We start from the raw sequence: 19,707 nt of genomic DNA, 5'->3' as shown, positions 1-19,707 counted from the left end.
ACCACGATGGGCGCGCCGCAGGCATACACTTGATGGCCGGACAAATCCGGCAGATCGTCCATCACCGCCTGATGCACGAAGCCGCTGCGGCCGCGCCACTGGTCTTCGTCGAGCGCGTTCGACACCACCGGCACATAGGTGAAGTTGGGCAGCTCGGCGGCCCACTGGCGGCACAGCGCGTCCATATACAAATCCTGCGGCCGCCGTCCGCCCCAGTACAAGGTCATGGCGCGCGTCGACCGCGTGTGCACCATGTGCTCGACGATGGCCTTGATCGGCGCGAAACCGGTGCCCGAGGCCAGCAGCACCATCGGCTGTTCGCCATCCTCGCGCACGAAGAAGGTGCCCAGCGGCCCCTCGAAACGCAAAATGTCGCGCTCCTTCATGGTGCCGAACACCTGGTCGGTGAACAGGCCGCCCGGCATGTGGCGGATGTGCAGCGAAATCGGCGCGTCGCCGTCGGGCGCGGTGGCCATGCTGTAGCTGCGGCGCTTGCCGTCGCGCAGCATGAATTCGATATACTGGCCGGCGCGGTATTGCAGCTTTTCATTGGCCGGCAATTGCAGGGTGATGACGACCACGTCCGGCGCGACTTTTTCGATGGTGCTCACGCGCGACGGCATTTTCTTGATCGGGAAGTCGCCGCTGCCGGCCACTTCGCGCGCCTCGATCACCAGGTCGCCGTGCGCGGTGGCGCAGCAGAACAGGGACCAACCTTGTTCTTCTTCTTCCGGCGTCAGCGCGCGCTGCTGGTGCGCCTTGTGGCTGACGGCGCCGGACACGACCTTGCCCTTGCAGGAGCCGCAGGCGCCGTTCTTGCAGCCGTAAGGCAGGCCGACGCCGGCGCGCATGGCGGCCGACAACACGGTTTCATCGGCGTCGCAGTCGAATTGGTGGCCGCTGGGCTGTACAGTTATGTGGAACGTCATACAATCTTTCAGATGAAAAACACTCACAGTCAAAAAATCAAACGGCCGCGCTTGCTGATACTGGGCTGCGGCGACGCCGGCCTGCGCCTGCTGCCCTTGTTGCGCGCGCGCTTCCGCGTCTACGCCGTCACCAGCCGGCCGGAGCGCTGCGCCGAGTTGCGCGCGGCCGGCGCCGTGCCGCTGGTGGCCGACCTCGACCAGCCGGCCACGCTGCGCCGGCTGGCCGGCCTGGCGCGCTACATCGTCCACCTGGCGCCGCCGCAGGGCGACGGCGCGCTGGACCGCCGCACGCGCCGCCTGACCGCCATTTTACCCGAGCGGGCGCGGCTGGTTTATGTCAGCACCACCGGGGTCTACGGCGACTGCGGCGGCGCGCTGTTCGATGAGACCCGTCCGGTCGCGCCGGCCAACGCCCGCGCCCACCGCCGCGTCGACGCCGAACAGGTGTTGCGGCACTGGGCCGTCGGCGCCCGCGCCCGCGTCGCCATCCTGCGCGTGCCCGGCATTTACGGCGCCGACCGCTTGCCGCTCAAGCGCTTGCGCGAGGGCACGCCGGCGCTGGCCGAGGCCGACGACGTATACACCAACCACATCCACGCCGATGACCTGGCCGCCATCATTGCGCGCGCGCTGTGGCGCGGCCGGCCGGGCCGGGTCTATCACGCCGTCGACGACAGCGACATGAAGATGGCCGACTATTTCGACGCCGTGGCCGACGCCTTCGCGCTGCCGCGCCCGCCGCGCCTGGCGCGCGCCGAGCTGGCCCGGGTGGTGACGCCGGCCCTGTTATCGTTCATGTCGGAATCGCGGCGCCTGCGCAACGACAGGCTGACCGGCGAACTCGGCGTGCGGCTGCGTTATCCGACGGTGGCCTCGACCCTGGCCGCCTGCGTTAAAATGGCGGATTGAAGCCGAGCAAGGAAATCAGCATGAGCACCATGACATATGAAGAATATCTGGACGAGGTGACGACCCTCCTCACCGAACTGTACGAACTGGAGGACTCGGCCGCCATCAAGCTGGTGGTCGACGCCCAGGATGACGGTTATTTCATCAAGCATGATGAAGTGGACGATCTGCGCACGGCCGTGCAGGCCGGCAAGGACGCCGTCGCCCTGTACGAGCAAATCAAAACAAGGTGCAGACGCAGAAAAAGCAGCAGTTGCGCGTGCGTCAAAAGAAGCCGGGTTAAGCGCCCGGTCGCAATATCGCGCTGAGCGCCGGAGCAAGCGCCGGACTTGCGGCGCGGCCTCGTTCCAGCCTAAAAAGCAACACATTGCTTTCTCGGCGACAAAAATGGTTTGCGCCGCGCCAGTAGTTGTATGCTGGTGCATGAACGGCATTTGACGGCGATCAAGCGCCAGCGCCGTTCGCGGCGTATCGTAAGCCTTCGTCGACGATGATGGCCGCGAGTTTGGACGGCCACCATGGCCGGCGTTGCCCCCAGGAGAGCGCATGCAAACGATACCGCATCCCAGCAAAGAGCAGGTCCGTGCTTATATGCATCAACGTGAGATGGCGCGCCGTCCGCCGCCCGCGCCCGATGAAATCCGGCGCCAGCTCGGCTGGTATGGCGAGGCCGGCCACAGCCGCAGCCTGTACGCCGCCGATTATTGCCTCACCCTCCCCGGTAGTCTAGCTCAATTGGCAACTTTACTTGCCGTCGAATGGCTATTTCTAGCCGCCGGAGTCCGTCTTTCCCACTGATTCCGACCGCCTTTTCGCATGGATAATATTCGTAGCACAAGAATTGGGCGTACAATCTATCAAAATCTCACAAAATTACGAGCCAGTTAGTCTAACGTTAACGAAATCGTGTATTATGTTGCTTGTGCGCTAAAAACCGGCATTAAACGACCGTGTTTCGTAGTGCAGCCTTGGTAATACAGCTAAATATTTTTTAATTTCAGTGTCGTTTTTTTTCCAAAATGGCCTGACACTTACACGAAACTATCATGTCTATCAAAGAACTCACCGCGTCGCCTACGTACAACCCTAACCGTGTTCTCGATGCCATCATCGAGAAGCTGCAACTGAAAAATGATGCGGCCCTGTCGCGCGCGCTGGAAGTGGCGCCGCCGGTTATCAGTAAAATCCGTCACAACACGCTGCCTATCGGCGCCACCATCCTGATCCGCATGCATGAAATCAGCGATTTCAGCATCCGTGAACTGCGCGAACTGATGGCTGCCTGAGTCCCCGCGACTCACGCAAAAACGGCGCGGGCTTGGCTCGCGCCGTTTTTTTTCGCCCTGCGGCGGCGTCGGACGCAAAAAAACAGACCGCGCCGGCCGTCGGCCCGCGGGGTCTGTCGATGCCGCCCGGACTGCTCAGGCGGAAGTGCTGATCGTGGTGCCGATTTTCTGGCCGCTGGTGTTGACCGACGGCGTGGACGCGGTCGGCGGCGGCGGTGGGGCGACGCGCTCGGCAGGCTTGTCAATCTGCTTGGGCGGATCGGGTTGCCGGGTCGGCGTCGCTTGCACTACGGCGTTGCTGGATGAAACGGAGTTGACCGTCATGATGTGCTCCAATCGATAGAGACTGCCTGAACTCGCGGCGCGGGAGGTGCGCGCGCCGATCCGCCGCTGCGGATGCTGATGCCGGATGGTCGCTCCAGGGCCGGATCGCGTGCGGCTGAGTGGCAGGGGCGGCCGGCGCGCAATTGTGCACCAGTGCCACAGAGTATGCCATTTTTTGCGCCACAGTGCTCGGATAAGCCGCATGGCCGCGCCGATCCGGCGTCCGTTGCCACGGTGCGCTATCGTCCAGTGGCAGGCGAGCGCCGCCGGAGTCCTCCCGGCCGTGGGCTGTTGCTGACAATCACTCCATACAGCAGGCGCAAGGTGGCGCCGGCGAGGCTGTGGCCGTGCCGCAACAGTTCAGCCTCGAACGGCGGCACGCCAGGCCCGTGGGCGGCGCCTAATTGCTCAAGCGCGGACGCAGGCTGTCGAAACTCGACCGTCGCGCATTGCCGATCGCCGCCAGCGCCTGGGCGGCATCGACCGGCACGACCACCGACCACGCCGCTTGCGCCGGAGCGGCATCGACCGGCACCACCACCGACCACGCCGCCTGGCTGTCGTCGGCCGCCGGCGCGTTCCTTGCGCTGCGCACATAGGCTACGCCGAATGTCGTTTCATACAGTTGTTTCATGCGCTCGCCGACGTTGGCGTGGAGCGCCTCGTCCGCCTCGCCGCGCAGGCCGACGTAGGGGAAGTGGTGCAGGAAGTAGCCGAACACCTGCTGGCAGTCGGCCGCGTATTTCATCGTGTCGTGGATGTGGTAGTGCCAGAAGGTATCGACATCGACCAGGGGCGCGACATGCTCGGCTGGAAATTGTTTCATCAGGATCAGGAAGCGGCGATATTCAAACTCGACCGCGTCGGCCCGCTCCAGCGGCCAGCCTTCCCCGACTCGCGGTGCATCAGCTTGACTTTGATCGGTTCCAGATCCAGTGCGGCGATCGCTTGATAGTGGGATGTGTTCATGCGGCCTATCCTTTCGTGGTGGTTGACAAAAAAACATAGGCTATTCTGGTCCGTCTCCCGCGGCCGCTTGTTGATTAATATCAAACTTCATTCAGTAGATTCCTCAACCGCGCCGCGAATTCCGACACCGGCCTGACGCATCGGCCTAGCCCGCCACCGCCGCCGCCGCCGCCGCCCCCGCCATCACCGCCGCCGCCGCGTCCGCCGGATCGGCCATGCCGGGCCGGTAGCTGACCGGCACGGAAACCCTCACCACCGACCCGGCTTTCGGGCTGCCGCTGATCGAACACTGGCCGCCGAGGATGCTGATGCGCTCCTCGATGCCGACCAGGCCGAAGGAGCCGACCTTGCTGCGGCTGTGGGCGCCGATGCCGATGCCGTTGTCGCTGATCGTCATGGTCAACTGCCCCTGCTGCTGGCGCAGCTCGACCCGCACCATGCTGGCCTTGGCGTGCTGCAAAATATTGCTGAGCGACTCTTGCAGCACGCGGAACAGGGCGGTGGCGCCGTGGTCGTCGATGACGATGTCTTGCTGGTGCTCGATCAGCTCGCACACCATGCCCGAGCGCTGGCGGAACTGCGCGATCTGCCACTCGACGGCGGCGCCCAGGCCCAGGTCGAGCACGGTCGGCCGCAGATCGTTGATGATGTGGCGCACGCTCTTGATGGTGCTGTCGATGTGGCCCAGGGTGCTGCGGGCGCGCGCGTGCAGCAGGCGGTGGCGTGCGCCGGTGCGGGTGGCCAGCATGTCGGCCTCGATGCGCAGCACCAGCAGGTTCTGGCCCAGGTCGTCGTGGATTTCGCGCGCGATGCGCTTGCGCTCCTCTTCCTTGATCTGGTCGGCGTGCGCCGCCAGCCGGCGCAGCTTGTGGTGCGACAGCTGCAGCTTGGACTGGCTGTCGCGCAATTCCTTGGTCATGGCCTTGGCCATCTTGATGGCCCGCAGCCGCGACGAGGCCAGCGTGTGGAACAGCACCGACATCAGCATGCTGCCGATGAAGCCGGCCAGCATCGCCAGCCACGGCAAAAAGGCGTCGAAGCGCGAATAGATCTCGGCCTTGGGCGCGCTGAAGCGGGCTTGCCACAGATAGCCGTTGAAATCGATGGGCAGCACGATGGTGAATTCCTCGCTGGACCGGGCGCCGGCGGCCGCGCCTTCCTGGCTGTCGAACAGGAGCCGGGGCGGCGCCGGCGGCGGCATGTTGTTGGCGCCGCGCAAGGTCAGGCGCACATGGTGCCAGGGCATCGCGTCGAGCGCGCTGTGCACCAGGCGCTGCACGTTGAGGCCGATGCCGACCGAGCCCAGGTAGGCGGCCTGGCGCTGCGCCGCCGTTTGCAGCGGCGCCCCCAGCCGGTAGGCCGGCAGCCGCAAGGCCAGGTCGACGTGCAGGGGATGGCCGGACACGGCGATCGGCCGCCCGGACGAAATCATGCTGCCGTTGTCGCGCGACGCCGCCAGCATGCGCAGCGCGACGTCGCGGCTGGCGAGGTCGACGCCCAGTCTGTCGGCGAAGGTGAGCGGCTCGATCAGCGTGATGACGGTGTATTCCGGGCGCCGCTCGGCCGGTTCGATGGCGAAGCCGGGAACGGCGTCGGGGCCGCCGCGCATGCGCTGTTCAAACCCGTCGCGCTGCTCGTCGGTGAGATAGCTGCCGAACGTGATGGCGTCGATGGCAACAAAGCGGTGCGGCAAGTCCAGTCCCGCGACATAGGCATGGAAGCTGGCGCGGCTGACATGCCCGGAGGCGGAGAAAAAACTGGTGACGCCGCGCAGCACGTCGGTGTAGGCCTTGACGCCGGCCGCGATGCTGTACCGGGCGGAACTGGCCTGGTTGCGGAAACGTTCGTCGGCATCGTGCTCGATCGAGAGCGCGGCGGCGAAATAAAACGCCACGCCGACGCCCAGCGACAGCAGCAAGCCGCTCCACAGCACGGGTTTTTTGGGAAACGACGGCGGTTTTTGTACGTAGAAGGCTGGCATTGTCAGTGGCTGAGCGGCAGCTCTCTCAAATTAGTTGAAATCTAAAATATATTCAAATATATAAAGTTTCATTAAGTGCAGTCAAGCAGCATTTGCCTAATTGGTATGATTGTTGTTCAACGGTAAATCTTATGGGCGTAAAAAAACCGCCCGCAGGCGGTTTTTCCGGCTTCCCGGTCGCTTATTTGGCGACCCAGCTATCCTTGAGCGTCACGATGCGGTTGAACACCGGCTTGCCGGGCGTCGAGTCGACGCGGTCGGCCACGAAGTAGCCGTGGCGCTCGAACTGGTAGCGCTGGTCCGGCAGCGCCGCCGCCATGCCCGGTTCCAGATAGGCTTTGACCACTTCCTTGGCGTTCGGGTTCAGCGCGGCGATGAAGTCCTTGCCGCCGGCGTCGGGCTGCGGGTCGGTGAACAGGCGGTCGTACAGGCGCACTTCGGCTTCGACGGCCGTGGCGGCCGAGACCCAGTGGATGTTGCCCTTGACCTTGTAATGGTCCGAGCCGGGCGTGCCCGATTTGCTGTCCGGGAAGTAGTTGACGTGGACGGCGATGACTTTGCCGTTCTCGTCCTTGTCATAGCCCGTGCATTCGGTCACATAGCCGTGACGCAGGCGCACGCGGCTGCCCGGCTTGTCGTCGACCGGCGGCGCGTAGCGGAAATACCCCTTGCTCGGCACTTCCATGAAATCGTCTTCCTCTATCCACAACTGGCGGGTGATGGGGAAGGTGCGCACGCCCATTTCCGGGTGGTGCGGGTGGACCGGCGACGTGCATTCCTCGCTCAGATGCTCGTCGTAGTTGTCGATGATGAGTTTCAGCGGGCGCAGCACGGCCGTGGCGCGCGGCGCCTTCGGGTCCAGGTCTTCGCGCAGGCAGCCTTCGAGCGTGCTCATGTCGATCCAGCCGTCCGACTTGGTCACGCCGATGCGCTCGCAGAACAGGCCGATGGCTTCCGGCGTGTAGCCGCGGCGGCGCAGGCCGACGATGGTCGGCATGCGCGGGTCGTCCCAGCCGTCGACGATGTGCTCGTCGACCAGGTGGCGCAGCTTGCGCTTGCTGGTGACGACGTAGCTGAGATTGAGGCGCGAAAACTCGAACTGGCGCGGCACCGGCAGCGTGAAGAAGCCGCCCCCGGACAGGGTCGCCAGCAGCCAGTCGTAGAATGGCCGGTGGTCCTGGAATTCCAGGGTGCAAATCGAATGGGTGATGTTTTCCAGCGCGTCCGAGATCGGGTGCGTGTAATCGTACATCGGGTAGATGCACCAGGCGTCGCCGGTGCGCACGTGGTGGGCGTGGCGGATGCGGTAGATGGCCGGGTCGCGCAGATTCATGTTGGGCGAGGCCATGGCGTCGTCGCTGGTCCTGGCGCGCAGGATGTGCTCGCCGTCGGCGAACTTGCCGGCCTTCATGTCGCGGAACAGTTGCAGCGATTCGGCACGCGGGCGGTCGCGGAACGGCGAATTGGTGCCCGGCGTGTTGAAGTTGCCGCGCCGGGCGGCCATGTCGTCGGCGCTCTGGCTGTCGACGTAGGCGTGGCCCTGTTCGATCAGGTATTCGGCCATCGCGTAGAGCTGGTCGAAATAGTCGCTGGCGTAGTGCAGGTGGTGCTCGACGCCGCCGTCGGCCGCCGGATAGTCGTAGTTAAAGCCCAGCCATTTGACGCTGTCGATGATGGTGTCGACGTATTCCTGTTCTTCCTTGGCCGGATTGGTGTCGTCGAAGCGCAGGTTGCAGCGACCCTGGTAGTCGCGCGCCAGGCCGAAGTTCAGGCAGATCGACTTGGCGTGGCCGATGTGCAGGTAGCCGTTCGGCTCGGGCGGGAAGCGGGTGATGACCGGCGGCAGGCCGGGGCGGACGTGGGTGCCGGCCGCCAGGTCCGATTCGACGATGGCGCGCAGGAAGTTCGACGGCAGAGCCGGGGCGGGGCTGTTTTTATCGTTGCTCATCTGGTCTGATTGCGTGGAAGTAAAGTTGCGGTCATTTTACCGTATCCCCACGGCCAGACGCGATCGGATGCCGCGGCGCGGCGGGCGGCCCGGTTTTCGCGCGCCCCCGGCAGGGCGGCCGCCTGCCTGGGCGGCGGCTGCGCTATGTATGTCAACGCACGGAAGCGCGCCGTCTTCAGGCGCAGACTGGCTTCCTGTCCGCAGCCTCGCGGCTGGATTCCGACCGGAGCGCCATCATGAAAAACCTCACCACCCATCCCGCCCTCGTGCGCGACTACCTGCTGGCGCTGGCCGGCTTGCCGCTGACGCCGCCGGCGGCGCCGGTGTGGCAGATGCGGCGCCGCAGCGCGCCGCCGCCGGGCGTCGAACGGCGCGCCCACGCCGGCTGAGCAAACCGCCGTTCCGGCGTCAATTCCGCGCGTTTCAGGACGCCGCCCGCTTTCTATAGGATAATTCGTCTTTAATGTTCAGGCAGACGGCCGGAGTTTCCTTATGGAAAATTTATACAATGTGCTCGGTGTCGCCCCCAACGCCACGGACGACGAAATCAAGAAGATCTACCGCTCGCTGGCGATGCGCTTCCACCCGGACCGCAATCCCGCCCCCGGCGCCGAGGCCCGCTTCAAAAGCATCACCAAGGCCTACGAAATCCTGTCCGACCCGGTCAAACGCGAGGAATATAATCAGAGCGTGAACCACCGCATCATCATCGACTCCGAAGCGGAGGCCTACCAGCTGTGGCGTTCGGTGTTCGGCCTGCACGGCACCGTGCTGCCGCCGGCCTGAGCCGGGTCCGCGCCCCCTTCCGATCCGACCCGATTTCGCCGGCGCCCACGAGGCGCCGCGCCCCATTTCAAGATCCAGACCGCAGCACCGATACAGAAAGCACGCAATGAGAAAAGTACATCCCGAATTTGCCTATCAATCGCGCGAACTCGAAGGCCAGATCGACGGCATCCTCGGCGACCCGCCGGACCGCAAGAACTATAAGCTGATGACCGACACCCTGGTGGCCGAGTACGCCGGCGGCGGCGGCATCGAAGACGTCAACATGCTGGCCTTCGCGCTGGTCGACCACATCAGTTTCAGCGACCCGAAAGGCTTGCTGGCCGAGGCGGAAGACTATGAATTCGGCGACCCGTCGCGCGTGTTCGCCATGGCCTCCTGTGCCGGCGACGAGCCGGCCAAGATGTACGCGGCCTTGCAGGACAGCTATCCCGACCTGGCGCGCCAGGCCATCATCACCGCCTTCCTGTTCAAGAATCCGCGCAAGTGGGACGACGACGACCAGTCGCTGGAACAGCTGTCGGCCAACGACGACGGCGACGACGCCCACGACGACGACGACGTCAACGACGATTTCGCCCAGATGTTCGATCAGGATGGAGAATAATATGTCGGATAAAAGCAATCTGCCCGCGCTGAGCAAGCAAGTGACCGAGCTGGTGCTGGCCGGCTCGCTGGGCCACGCCGAACAGGCTTTTTCCGACGCCGCCGACCAGTATGGCGACCTGGCCGTGGTCGAAGTGCTGGCCAACATCCCGCCGCAGGTGACGGCGCTGCACCTGGCCGGCTTCGACGGCGGCAAGATGTCGCTGGCGACCCTGCTGGTGCCGCCCAAGGCCTGGGCCGACAGCTTGGCCTTCTTCGCCGCCACCTGGCCCGACGACCAGATCGAGGACGATCCCGAGCGCATCGCCGAATCGCTGTTCGCCCACATCCACGGCGTGGTGTTCGCCACCGACGACGAGGAGCGCCGCAAGGACCTGCTGACCGAAGCGTCGGCCGGCGACCACGGCGCCACCATCTTCGCCATCCTGTTCTCGATGGCGCCCAAGGAAATCCTCGAAGTGGCCGGCGAAATCATCGCGAAGGGCCCGTACCTGACCGGCCAGACCTCGTCCGACAACGACGTGGTGCCCCTGGCCATCGCGCTGGCCCAGGCCTCCGAGGACGGCTGGGACCGCGCGCTGTTCGAGCTGTTCCCCGAATTCCGCCACAGCGCCGACCTGGCCGACGCCGAGTTCAGCGACGACCCCGACGAGGAGCCGGCCTTTTTACAGCGTTCGACCAAGGAATTGCTGTACCGCCTGCGCAAGCAAGTGCCGTCGACGCGCAGCGGCGTGGCCCGGGCTGGCGCCCGCCGCAGCCTCGGCTCCGGCATCTTCTCGTGATGGCCGCGTCGATGCAAGCCGAATTCGCGCTGCCGGCCATCGTCGCGGAAAACCTGCCGCGTTTGATCCGCGCCATCAAGCTGCTGGTGTCCGAGCCGGACCCGGACGCCGCCACCGGCCTGGCCGACGAGCTCACCGGCATCACCGCCATGGTGGCCGAAAAGTTCACCAACGACCGCACCGCCGACGGCATCCAGAAAGCCTTGCAGCTGACGGTGGGCGGCGTTTCGCTGGGCCTGGAGCACGCGCTGATGCACGACGGCGACCAGGCCGCGCTCGACTTCCTCATCGAGCACGGCGCCGAGCACGCGTTCCAGATCGGCTTCCGCCTGATCCGCGACCTGTCGGCGCTGCCGGAGGACGCGCTCGTCGGCGAATACGACGTCGACCCGGTGTATGTGCAGCGCCGCCTGCGCGACCTGTTCATCGACCTGTGCCAGGCCGACCCGAACCAGAACTGGTCCGGTCCCGAGCGCTATGAAGCGCAGCTGAAGCAGCGCAAGGAAGTGCAAGCCATCGTGCGCCTGGCCGGCTGGCTGCGGCGCCACCACAGTGCCGGCCCGGTCAGCGACACCGACCTGAACGCCGAAGGCGTGATCGCGCTGGCCGTCATCTTCGCCATCGAAGGCGGCGGCCGCATCGTCGCGCGCACGGGGCAGAAGGAGTTCGAGCGCTTCGTCAAATCGGTGCGCAAGAACAAGCCCGACTTCGAGGCCGGCTGGGCCGAGCTGGTGGCCAAGGTGCCGGTCCAGCACCACCCGGTGCTGCTGGACCGCATCGACAACTACCGCCAGACCTGCACGGTGATCCAGCACATCGGCGGCCGCACGGCGATGAAAACCCTGTTCGCCGAGCTGGAAAACTATGCCGGTTCCGAGTTGGACGCCGATTATTCCTAGTCCGCAGCGTGGCCGTCGGAAGCGGACCCCGATTACCCGGGGCCGCCTCAAGCGCCCCGCGCCGACGCCGCCGCTTCCCGCGCCAGCGTGACGAAAGCCTCGACCAGAGGCGACGCCGGCTCCTCGCGCTGCGCCAGCAGCAGCGTGGTGCTGGCCCCCTCGTCCGACAGCGGCCGGAAACACACCCCCTCCATCTGTATCGAATCGAACGATCCCGGCAGCACCGAAATCCCGCAGCCGGCCGCCACCAGGCCGATGATGGTCGACACTTCGCCGGCCTCCATGGCAATCTGCGGCTCGAAACCGGCGCCGCGGCAAAGCCGGAAAATTTGCGGATAAATCCCCGTCCCCGCGTCCTTCGGATACATCACCAGCGGCGAACCCTGCAACTCGCCGACGGCCACGCTGTCCTGCCGCGCCAGTCGGTGGGCGACCGGCAGCACCACCAGCAAGCGATCGCGGCGCAGCGTGGTCAGCCGGATCGTGGCCGGCGTCGGCTCCTCGGCCGGCCGCACAAAGCCGAGATCGATTTCGCGCGCGCCGATGGCGTCGAGCTGGCGCAGCGTCGCCATCTCGTGCAAGGTCAGTAACACGCCGGGATAGCGCTGCCGGTAGCGGTTAATCAGCGACGCGAACAGCGGCGTGAACGGCGTCGAATAGGTAAAACCGATGCGCAGTTCGCCGGCCTCGCCGCGTTGGGCCCGGCGCGCCGTCTGCACCGCCTGCTCGGCCAGCGCCAGGATGCGGCGGGCGTCGGCCAGGAACAGCGCGCCGGCCGCCGTCAAGCGCACCCACCGTTTGTTGCGCTCCAGCAGCTGGGCGCCCACTTCGGCTTCCAGCGCCTGGATCTGCTGGCTCAGCGGCGGCTGGCCGATGTGCAGCCGCAAGGCGGCGCGCGTAAAACTGAGTTCCTCGGCGACGGCGACAAAATAGCGCAGATGGCGTAATTCCATATTGAGTAATCGTTTTAAAGTATAAGTAACGCCTCAAATATATATTGGACAGTAAGAGGGCGCAATCCTAAGATGAATGTTCGCCATCCGCATTCGGGACTTGCCATGTTTGCCAACGCCGTTCCCTCCGTCGCCGCCGATGTTGTCGTTGACATCGCCGCGCCGCCCGCCACCGCCGGCCCCGATCAGCCCGGGCCGCCGCGCATCGCCGCCGGCGACGCCGATTTCAAGCGCAGCAACCGGGCGCTGTTTTTCGGCGGCTTTTCCTGCTTCGCGCTGCTGTATTCGGTGCAGCCGCTGTTGCCGCTGCTGTCGCGCCAGTTTGCGCTCACTGCGGCGCAGAGCAGCATGACGCTGTCGGTGTCGACGGCCGCCCTGGCGATGTCGATGCTCGTGTCGAGCGCGCTGACCGACCGCCTCGGCCGCAAGCCCATGATGACGGCGGCGCTGGTGCTGGCCGCCGTGTTCACGCTGCTGTGCGCCGGCGCCCACAGCTACACCCAGCTATTGCTGCTGCGCGCCGCGCTCGGCGTGGCGCTGGGCGGCATGCCGGCCATCGCCATGGCCTATCTGGGCGAGGAAATGGAACCGGCCTCGCTGGGCCTGTCGATGGGCTTGTACATCAGCGGCAGCGCCTTCGGCGGCATGGCCGGGCGCGTGCTCACGTCGGTGCTCAGCGACTGGCTGTCGTGGCGCGCGGCGCTGGCGGCGATGGGCGTGGCCGGCTTGCTGTCGGCCTGGGAATTCAGCCGCAGCCTGCCGCGCTCGCGCCATTTCACGGCCAGCGCCGACGGTTGGCGCACGCTGCCGTCCGGCCTGCGCCTGCATTTCGCCGACGCCGGCCTGCCGTGGCTGTTCGCGATCTCGTTCTTGCTGATGGGCTGTTTCGTCAGCGTCTACAACTACATCGGCTTTCGGTTGCTGGACGCGCCGTTCGGCCTGCGTCCCAGCGTCGTCGGCGCGATTTCGTTTTTATATTTTCTCGGCATTTTCAGTTCGGTCTGGGCCGGCCGCCTGGCCGACCGCCTGGGCCGGCGCGGCGTGTTGTGGCTGACCATGGCGGTGATGGGCGCCGGCCTGCTGCTGACCTTGTTCAACGTGCTGGCGCTGATCGTCGCCGGCATGGCCTTGCTGACCTTCGGCTTCTTCGCCAGCCACTCGGTGGCCAGCAGCTGGGTCAGCCGGCGGGCCGCCGCGCCGAAAGCGCTGGCCTCGGCGCTCTATCTGTTTTTCTATTACATGGGATCGAGCGTGATCGGCTCGGCCACCGGCCTGATGTGGACGCGCGCCGCCTGGCCCGGCGTGGTGGCGATGCTGGCCGTGGTGCTGACGCTGGCCTTGCTGATCGCGCTGCGGCTGCGCACGCTGGCGCCGCTGTCACCGGCGCCGGCTAAGGCTTGAGCCCGCTCCAGTCCGGGTGGCGGCCGAGCTCAGGCCAGCGCCGGGTGGCGCGTGATGAGCGCCGCGTCCGTGTAAGGTTTGCCGGCGCGGCGCGACCAAGCGACACTCCCACACTGATAGGACGCGCCATGAAATCCCTGTTCCCCTGCCTGCTGGCCGCCGCCGCGATGATCGCCAACCCGGCCATGGCCGCCGCCGGCGCCTGCCGCGCGCACAGCCCGGCGCACCGCGTCGCTCTGCTGGAGCTGTACACCTCCGAAGGGTGCAGCAGTTGTCCGCCGGCCGATCAATATGTCGCCGGCCTGCGCGCGGCCGGCGTGAGCGGCGAGCGGGCGGTGCTGCTGTCGGAACATGTCGATTACTGGAATGACATCGGCTGGAAAGACCCGTACTCGCGCGCCGCCTTCACCGACCGCCAGCGCTGGCTGAGCGGCCTGGCCCATACGCGCACCATCTACACGCCGGAAATTTTCATGGACGGCAAGGAGTTGCGCAGCTGGGCCGGCGGCGGCGTGCCGGCGGCCGTGCAGCGCATCAACGCGCAGCCGGCGGCGGCCGACATCAGCATCGCGCTCGGCCAGGCCGGCGCGGCCGGCTTGCCGGTCGAAGTGAGCGCCAGCTCGGCGCGCGACGGCAAGCTGTACGTGGCGCTGGTGCAGAGCGGGGTCGCCAGCGCGGTGACGGCCGGCGAAAATCGCGGCCGCTTGCTGCGCCATGATTTCGTCGTGCGGGAATGGCTGGAACCGGTCGCGCTGGCGGCCGACGCCAAGAGCGGCAAGAACGGCGCCGGCGTGACGCGCACCTTCGTCTTGCCGGCCGGCGCGCTGAGCGGCAATCTCGGCGTGAGCGCCTTCGTGCAGTCGGAGCAGGGCGAGGTGCTGCAGGCGCTGGCCTTGCCACTGTGCGGCGGCTGATGCGCCGCCGTCGCGCAGCAGCCACGGCGCGGCCACGGCGGACGCAAAACTTGAGAGCGCTCAAACGCGGGCCCGGCCGCCGCAACTTCGCCTTCGGCCGCCAGTCCAAGATGGACGGGCACCAGAGCGTGCTCCTTTATTCATGGAGGGGAATCATCATGTTGCAAGCGAATGAAATACAGCGCCGATTTCACAGCGTCGAGCAGGCGATAGGGCAGGCCGCGCAAGCGTGTTCGGCCGAGCGCGACGTGCCCAGCGAACTGCGCGACTGCATACAGCGGCTGGACCGGCAGTCCGATCTGGTCCGGCAGGTGATCCAGACCCGCGACGAACCGCGCATCCGCAAAATGGTCGACGATCTGGAGCAGCTGGGCGACCGCGCCAAGCGCGTCTGCGCCAGCGGCGCCACGCTGACGCCGCAGATGCGCAGCGCCGTGCTGCACATGCACGACGAGCTGTCGGAACTCAAGCACCAGGTGCATTAGGCCAGGCGCCGCCACCGCCGCCGCGCCGCCGGCTTGGCGACCGCGCTTGCCATCGCTTTACATCTGCCGGAACAAGTGCGCGTACAGCGGGCTGACGCGCAACTGCTCCGGCCGGTCCCGCAAAGTGAGCGACAGCTTGCCCGCCTCGTCACGCACGGCGCCGGCGATGCAGCGCGCGTTGACGATGGTGCCCCGGTGGACTTGCCAGAAGTGGCGCTCGTCCAGCTGCGGCAGCAATTCCTTCAAGCTGGTGCGGATCAGCGCCGCGCCGGCGGCCGTCACCACGTTCAGATATTTATCGAGCGCCTCGAAGTAGAGCACCTCGTCGATGGGAATCATGCGCACCTGGTTGCCGACGGCGGCGCGTATCATGGTCAGCTTGTCGGCCGGCGGCATCAGCGCGCGCAGTTGCGACATCAGCTGCGCCAGATTGTCGGGATACGGCGGCGCGGCCGGCGCGGGCGCGCGATCATCGTGCGCCCGCGCTTGCAAGCGTTCGCGCAAGCGCGCGACGGTGCGTTCGAGGCGCGCATCGCTGACCGGCTTGAGCACGTAATCGGCGGCCGCGTGGTCGAAGGCGGCCAGCGCGAATTCATCGTAGGCCGTCACGAACACGATCTGCGGAAACGGCGACTCCTCCGGCCACTGCTCGGCCAATTCCTCGGCCATCTGCAAGCCGCTCTTGCCCGGCATTTTGATGTCGAGGAAAAGCACATCGGGCAGCGTGGTCAGCGCCTGTTTCAAACCGTCGATGCCATTGCCGCAGGTGGCGACGAGCTCCAGCTGCGGCCACAGCCGGCGCAGGGACTGCGCCAGTATCGTGGCCAGTATCGGTTCGTCTTCCGCGATCAGGGCGCGGGCAGGGAGGTCCGGGTGATCGCTCATGCGCTCTCCAAAGGCAGGGTGATGACGGCGACGGCGCCGCAAGGCTGGCCGGCGCTCAGGGTGAAACTGGCACGCGGGCCGTACAGCGCGTCGAGCCGCGCACGGATGTTCGACAGCGCCAGCCGCGTGCCGTGCCCCGGCTGGTCGGGATGATCGAGGCCGAGGCCCGTGTCGCTCACCGTCAGCCGCAGTACATCGCCGCTGCCATAGCCATCGCCGCCGTCGTTGTGTATGCGCGCGGCGCTGACGGTCACATGGCCGCCTTCTACCTTCGGCTCCAGACCATGCTGGATCGCGTTTTCAACCAGCGGTTGCAGCAGCATCGGCGGCACGTGCAGCGCGCCCAGCGCATCGGGCAGGGTCAGGCTGAACGACAGCCGCGCGTCCATGCGCACCGCCATCACCTGCAGGTAGGACTGCATCAGCGCGAACTCCTGGGCCAGCGTGGCGTGGCCGGCGCGCGAGGCGCCCAGCGTGGCGCGCAGATACTGGATCAAATGGTCCAGCAGCAGCTGCGCGCGCGGCGGATCGATGGCGATCAGTCCCTGCAAATTGGCCAGCGTATTAAACAGCATGTGCGGCTCGATTTGCGCTTGCAGCATCTGGAGCTGCGCCTGCATCGCCTGGCGCGCCAGCACCTCGGTGCGGGCGCGCTCCTCGGCGGCCGTCGCCTGCAGGCGCGCGATGCGTCCGCGGTTGTAATAGAAGTAGGCCGCGCCGGCCGTAATCATCAGCGTGACGAGCGGATTCCACGCGTGCAGCGCCGTCAGCGCCGGCACCTGCCGGTGCGTCGCCATGCGGCTCAGCGTCAGGCCGGCGACCTGTCCCAGCGCGCCGCCCAGCACCGCGATGATCGTCATCGTCAGCCAGTGCGGCCGCTGCGCGCCGCGCCACAGCGCCAGCCGCGTGCCGAAGATGAACAGGTAGGCCAGGGTGCCGATGCACATCGCCTCGATCAGATTCGACAGCAGCGGCGCGGTGCTGTTGAAAACATAGCTCGCCGCCAGACCGCAGCCCAGGTTCAGCAGCACGATGTAGCGGTAGTCCATCAGCAGCCGGCGCAGCGGAAAGCCGGTGGGGGCGTCGGCGGAACAGGCGGTCATGGTGGCGTGGGATACGGGGTTCATGACGCCATCGTCGCCGCTGTCGCGCCGGCGCGCAAGGGCGCTGCGACGAAACCGCGTGGCGGCGGCGCCAAACGCGGCGCGCGATGCGTGGAAACGCGCGCCGTCGCACGCCCGGTCGCGCGCCCCCTCGTGTGACTCCGCGCGCACGCCGGCGCACGCTGCGTCATGCGTCCCGTCGTGCGCACCATCGCGGCGGCCGGCGCCATCGTCAGAGCACGCCCTTGGCGCGGAGCGCGGCGATATCGGCGGCGCTGCGGCCCAGCACCGTGCTCAAAATTTCGTCGGTGTGCTGGCCGAGCAGCGGCGGCGCCCTGTCGCTGGTCGAGGGCGACACCGACATCTTCATCGGACTGCGCACCAGCTTCATGCTGCCGGCGGTCGGATGCGGCACGTCGATGACGACGCCGCGCGCCCGCACCTGCGGGTTTTGATAGACCTCGCCGATGTCGTTGATCGGCCCGCACGGCACGCCGACTTTTTCCAGCTCGGCTATCCAGAAATCGCGCGGTCGCGCCAGCACCATCGCGGCCAGCAGCGGCACCAGAACGTCGCGGTTTTTCACCCGCTGCGGATTGGTGGCGAAGCGCAGATCGCCCGCCAGTTCAGGCTCGCCGCCCACTTCGACGAATTTCTGGTACTGGCCGTCGTTGCCGGTGGCGACGATGATGTGGCCATCGGCGCAGGCGAAAGTCTGGTACGGCACGATGTTCGGATGCGCGTTGCCCCAGCGCTTGGGCGCCTTGCCGCTGTTCAGATAATTACTGCCCATATTGGCCAGCATCGCCACCTGCACGTCGAGCAGCGCCATGTCGATGTACTGGCCTTCGCCGCTGCGGTCGCGGTGCGTCAGCGCGGCGAGGATGGCGATGGTGGCGTACATCCCCGTCATCAGATCGGTCAGCGCCACGCCGGCTTTTTGCGGACCGCCGCCGGGCAGGTCGTCGCGCTCGCCGGTGACCGACATCAGGCCGCCCATGCCCTGTATGAGGAAGTCGTAGCCGGCGCGGTGGGCGTAGGGACCATCCTGGCCGAAGCCGGTGACGGAGCAGTAGACCAGGTCCGGCTTGAGCTGCTTGAGCGAATCGTAATCGAGGCCGTAGCGTTTCAGCTGGCCGACCTTGTAATTTTCCAGCACCACGTCGGCCTCGCGCGCCAGTTCGCGGATCAGCTGCTGGCCCTCGGCGCTGGCGATGTCGATGGTGACGGAGCGCTTGCCGCGGTTGGCCGACAGATAGTAGGCCGCCTCCGTGGTGTCGTTGCCGTCGGCGTCGCGGGCGTAGGGCGGGCCCCAGGCGCGGGTGTCGTCGCCGCTGCCGGGGCGCTCGATTTTAATCACGTCGGCGCCGAGATCGGCCAGGTTCTGCGAGCACCACGGCCCGGCCAGCACGCGGCTCAGATCAAGCACGCGGATATGTCCGAGCGCGGTGGGCAGGGCGGAGGAGGGGGGGGCGGTGGTCATGATGGCGGGTCTCGGACGAACGGATAGGCCGCTAGCTTACCGTCTGCGGCGGCGTGGCCGCTAGTGGTTTATATAATTTACAACGTTGTGCGGATGGCGAAGATGTTCGGCGGTGCAGGTTCGTGGTAGGGTTGGAAATCTTGACCCCGACGCCACGGCGCTGGCGTCGCTGCGGCGTCGATATAACTTTGAGCGGATTTTTTTATGTGGCCCTATCCTAAAATTGTCGCGCATCGCGGCGGCGGCACGCTGGCGCCGGAAAACACCATCGCCGGCTTGCGCGCCGGCCTGGCCCACGGTTTCCACGCCGTCGAATTCGATGTGATGCTGTCGCGCGACGGCATCGGCATGGTGATGCACGATCCCGACTTCGGCCGCACCGTCGCCGGCGTCGGCAGCGTGGCGGCCACCGACGCCGCCGCCCTCGCCATCATGGACGCCGGCCGCTGGTTCGGGCCGCAGTTCGCCGGCGAGCCGGTGCCGTTCTTCACTCAGTTCGTCGATTACTGCCGCGCCCAGCGCATCTGGATGAATATCGAAATCAAGCCGACGGACGGTTTCGAGGCGCAGACCGGCCGCTGGGTGGCCGCGACCACGCGCGAGCTGTTCGCCGATGTGCTGGCCGATACGCTGGGCGACGGCGGCGCGGCGCGCGACCCCGCCGCCTTGCCGCTGCTGTCGTCCTTCAGCGTCGAGGCGCTGGCCGCCGCGCGCGACGCCGCGCCGGAGCTGCCGCGCGGCTGGCTGGTCGACCGCATCCCCGACGACTGGGAAGCGCAGGCGCGCGCGCTGGGCGCCGTCGCCGTCCACACCAACCAGAAGCACCTGACGGCGCCGCAGGCGCGCGCCATCAGGGACGCCGGTTTCGGCCTGTTCTGCTACACCGTCAACGACGCCGGCCGCGCGCGCGAAATCCTGGGCTGGGGCGTGGACGGCTTCTGCACCGACCGCATCGACCTGATCGGCCCGGGCTTCGCCTAGCCGGCCAGCCGTGGGCGAGGCTTGCGTTCCGCTCTAAATGGCCTCAACTATCACGTATAATCCCCCTTTTGCGCCAGCAGCTA

23 protein-coding genes are annotated in these 19,707 nt (G+C 66.5%); 13 read left to right on the top strand and 10 right to left on the bottom strand.

Annotated features, from left to right (window positions below):
* A partial coding sequence (locus Q0S71_RS25455) for a CDP-6-deoxy-delta-3,4-glucoseen reductase (RefSeq protein ID WP_296001932.1) occupies nt 1–929 on the bottom strand: 929 nt, incomplete at its 3' end.
* A gap of 12 nt (nt 930–941) precedes the next feature.
* Between Q0S71_RS25455 and Q0S71_RS25450 the strand changes: the two genes are divergently transcribed.
* The 4 genes from Q0S71_RS25450 to Q0S71_RS25435 all read left to right on the top strand — a co-directional run bounded on the left by Q0S71_RS25450 (nt 942) and on the right by Q0S71_RS25435 (nt 3,124).
* Nucleotides 942–1,838, top strand: coding sequence for an NAD-dependent epimerase/dehydratase family protein (locus Q0S71_RS25450; RefSeq protein WP_296001930.1), 897 nt, complete (start codon nt 942–944; stop codon nt 1,836–1,838).
* A 20-nt stretch (nt 1,839–1,858) separates the two neighbouring features.
* Nucleotides 1,859–2,146, top strand: coding sequence for a hypothetical protein (locus tag Q0S71_RS25445; protein ID WP_367185339.1), 288 nt, complete (start codon nt 1,859–1,861; stop codon nt 2,144–2,146).
* Between the two features lie 238 nt (nt 2,147–2,384).
* On the top strand, nt 2,385–2,636 hold the full coding sequence (locus Q0S71_RS25440; RefSeq protein WP_296001928.1) for a hypothetical protein: 252 nt from the start codon (nt 2,385–2,387) through the stop codon (nt 2,634–2,636).
* Nucleotides 2,637–2,884: 248 nt separating this feature from the next.
* On the top strand, nt 2,885–3,124 hold the full coding sequence (locus tag Q0S71_RS25435) for a hypothetical protein (RefSeq protein WP_296001924.1): 240 nt from the start codon (nt 2,885–2,887) through the stop codon (nt 3,122–3,124).
* A gap of 135 nt (nt 3,125–3,259) precedes the next feature.
* Here the strand turns inward: Q0S71_RS25435 and Q0S71_RS25430 are convergent, their stop codons facing one another.
* The 5 genes from Q0S71_RS25430 to Q0S71_RS25410 form a co-directional block, all read right to left on the bottom strand.
* On the bottom strand, nt 3,260–3,448 hold the full coding sequence (locus tag Q0S71_RS25430) for a hypothetical protein (RefSeq protein ID WP_296001922.1): 189 nt from the start codon (nt 3,446–3,448) through the stop codon (nt 3,260–3,262).
* A gap of 400 nt (nt 3,449–3,848) precedes the next feature.
* The gene (locus tag Q0S71_RS25425; protein WP_296001920.1) at nt 3,849–4,274 is read right to left on the bottom strand and encodes a hypothetical protein; all 426 of its coding nucleotides are present in this window, start codon (nt 4,272–4,274) and stop codon (nt 3,849–3,851) included.
* 5 nt (nt 4,275–4,279) lie between these two features.
* On the bottom strand, nt 4,280–4,417 hold the full coding sequence (locus Q0S71_RS25420; RefSeq protein WP_296001917.1) for a hypothetical protein: 138 nt from the start codon (nt 4,415–4,417) through the stop codon (nt 4,280–4,282).
* Nucleotides 4,418–4,562: 145 nt separating this feature from the next.
* A complete protein-coding gene (locus tag Q0S71_RS25415) occupies nt 4,563–6,398 on the bottom strand; it encodes a CHASE domain-containing protein (RefSeq protein WP_296001914.1) in 1,836 nt (611 codons plus the stop codon).
* A gap of 181 nt (nt 6,399–6,579) precedes the next feature.
* Nucleotides 6,580–8,346, bottom strand: coding sequence for a glutamine--tRNA ligase/YqeY domain fusion protein (locus Q0S71_RS25410; protein WP_296001911.1), 1,767 nt, complete (start codon nt 8,344–8,346; stop codon nt 6,580–6,582).
* 236 nt (nt 8,347–8,582) lie between these two features.
* Here Q0S71_RS25410 and Q0S71_RS25405 point away from each other — a divergent pair, with 236 nt between their 5' ends.
* The 5 genes from Q0S71_RS25405 to Q0S71_RS25385 all read left to right on the top strand — a co-directional run bounded on the left by Q0S71_RS25405 (nt 8,583) and on the right by Q0S71_RS25385 (nt 11,419).
* Nucleotides 8,583–8,735 carry a hypothetical protein gene (locus Q0S71_RS25405; protein ID WP_296001909.1) on the top strand — a complete coding sequence of 51 codons (153 nt, stop codon included), beginning with the start codon at nt 8,583–8,585 and terminating at the stop codon, nt 8,733–8,735.
* A 103-nt stretch (nt 8,736–8,838) separates the two neighbouring features.
* Complete coding sequence (locus Q0S71_RS25400) at nt 8,839–9,132, top strand: J domain-containing protein (protein ID WP_296001906.1); 294 nt, start codon at nt 8,839–8,841, stop codon at nt 9,130–9,132.
* A 106-nt stretch (nt 9,133–9,238) separates the two neighbouring features.
* Nucleotides 9,239–9,739 carry a hypothetical protein gene (locus Q0S71_RS25395; RefSeq protein ID WP_296001902.1) on the top strand — a complete coding sequence of 167 codons (501 nt, stop codon included), beginning with the start codon at nt 9,239–9,241 and terminating at the stop codon, nt 9,737–9,739.
* Nucleotide 9,740: 1 nt separating this feature from the next.
* Entirely contained in the window at nt 9,741–10,520 is a 780-nt protein-coding gene (locus Q0S71_RS25390; protein WP_296001899.1) for a hypothetical protein, read from the top strand.
* Nucleotides 10,521–10,531: 11 nt separating this feature from the next.
* Entirely contained in the window at nt 10,532–11,419 is an 888-nt protein-coding gene (locus Q0S71_RS25385) for a hypothetical protein (protein ID WP_296001896.1), read from the top strand.
* Nucleotides 11,420–11,466: 47 nt separating this feature from the next.
* Here Q0S71_RS25385 and Q0S71_RS25380 read toward each other — a convergent pair whose 3' ends face one another.
* Entirely contained in the window at nt 11,467–12,372 is a 906-nt protein-coding gene (locus tag Q0S71_RS25380; RefSeq protein WP_296001893.1) for a LysR substrate-binding domain-containing protein, read from the bottom strand.
* A gap of 105 nt (nt 12,373–12,477) precedes the next feature.
* Between Q0S71_RS25380 and Q0S71_RS25375 the strand changes: the two genes are divergently transcribed.
* The 3 genes from Q0S71_RS25375 (at nt 12,478) to Q0S71_RS25365 (ending at nt 15,172) form a co-directional block, all read left to right on the top strand.
* Complete coding sequence (locus tag Q0S71_RS25375) at nt 12,478–13,773, top strand: MFS transporter (RefSeq protein WP_296001890.1); 1,296 nt, start codon at nt 12,478–12,480, stop codon at nt 13,771–13,773.
* A gap of 128 nt (nt 13,774–13,901) precedes the next feature.
* Nucleotides 13,902–14,687 (top strand): thioredoxin family protein, encoded by a 786-nt coding sequence (locus Q0S71_RS25370; protein WP_296001886.1) that lies wholly within the window; start codon nt 13,902–13,904, stop codon nt 14,685–14,687.
* Between the two features lie 158 nt (nt 14,688–14,845).
* The gene (locus Q0S71_RS25365; protein ID WP_296001883.1) at nt 14,846–15,172 is read left to right on the top strand and encodes a hypothetical protein; all 327 of its coding nucleotides are present in this window, start codon (nt 14,846–14,848) and stop codon (nt 15,170–15,172) included.
* Between the two features lie 57 nt (nt 15,173–15,229).
* On the opposite strand, the gene Q0S71_RS25360 is transcribed toward Q0S71_RS25365, so the two are convergent.
* The 3 genes from Q0S71_RS25360 to Q0S71_RS25350 all read right to left on the bottom strand — a co-directional run bounded on the left by Q0S71_RS25360 (nt 15,230) and on the right by Q0S71_RS25350 (nt 18,643).
* The gene (locus Q0S71_RS25360; protein WP_296001881.1) at nt 15,230–16,057 is read right to left on the bottom strand and encodes a LytTR family DNA-binding domain-containing protein; all 828 of its coding nucleotides are present in this window, start codon (nt 16,055–16,057) and stop codon (nt 15,230–15,232) included.
* Complete coding sequence (locus tag Q0S71_RS25355; RefSeq protein ID WP_296001878.1) at nt 16,054–17,184, bottom strand: sensor histidine kinase; 1,131 nt, start codon at nt 17,182–17,184, stop codon at nt 16,054–16,056. The genes Q0S71_RS25360 and Q0S71_RS25355 overlap by 4 nt, the downstream gene beginning before the upstream one ends.
* A 208-nt stretch (nt 17,185–17,392) precedes the next feature.
* The gene (locus Q0S71_RS25350) at nt 17,393–18,643 is read right to left on the bottom strand and encodes a CaiB/BaiF CoA-transferase family protein (protein WP_296001875.1); all 1,251 of its coding nucleotides are present in this window, start codon (nt 18,641–18,643) and stop codon (nt 17,393–17,395) included.
* A gap of 204 nt (nt 18,644–18,847) precedes the next feature.
* On the opposite strand from Q0S71_RS25350, the gene ugpQ reads away from it, so the two are divergent.
* Nucleotides 18,848–19,624 carry a glycerophosphodiester phosphodiesterase gene (gene ugpQ, locus Q0S71_RS25345; protein WP_296001872.1) on the top strand — a complete coding sequence of 259 codons (777 nt, stop codon included), beginning with the start codon at nt 18,848–18,850 and terminating at the stop codon, nt 19,622–19,624.
* The last annotated feature ends 83 nt before the right edge of the window (nt 19,625–19,707 follow it).

This window comes from Rugamonas sp., assembly GCF_025354735.1.
Lineage (GTDB): Bacteria > Pseudomonadota > Gammaproteobacteria > Burkholderiales > Burkholderiaceae_D > Rugamonas.
The sequence above is the reverse complement of the archived record's forward strand: the minus strand, read 5'-3'. Positions and strand labels throughout refer to the sequence as shown.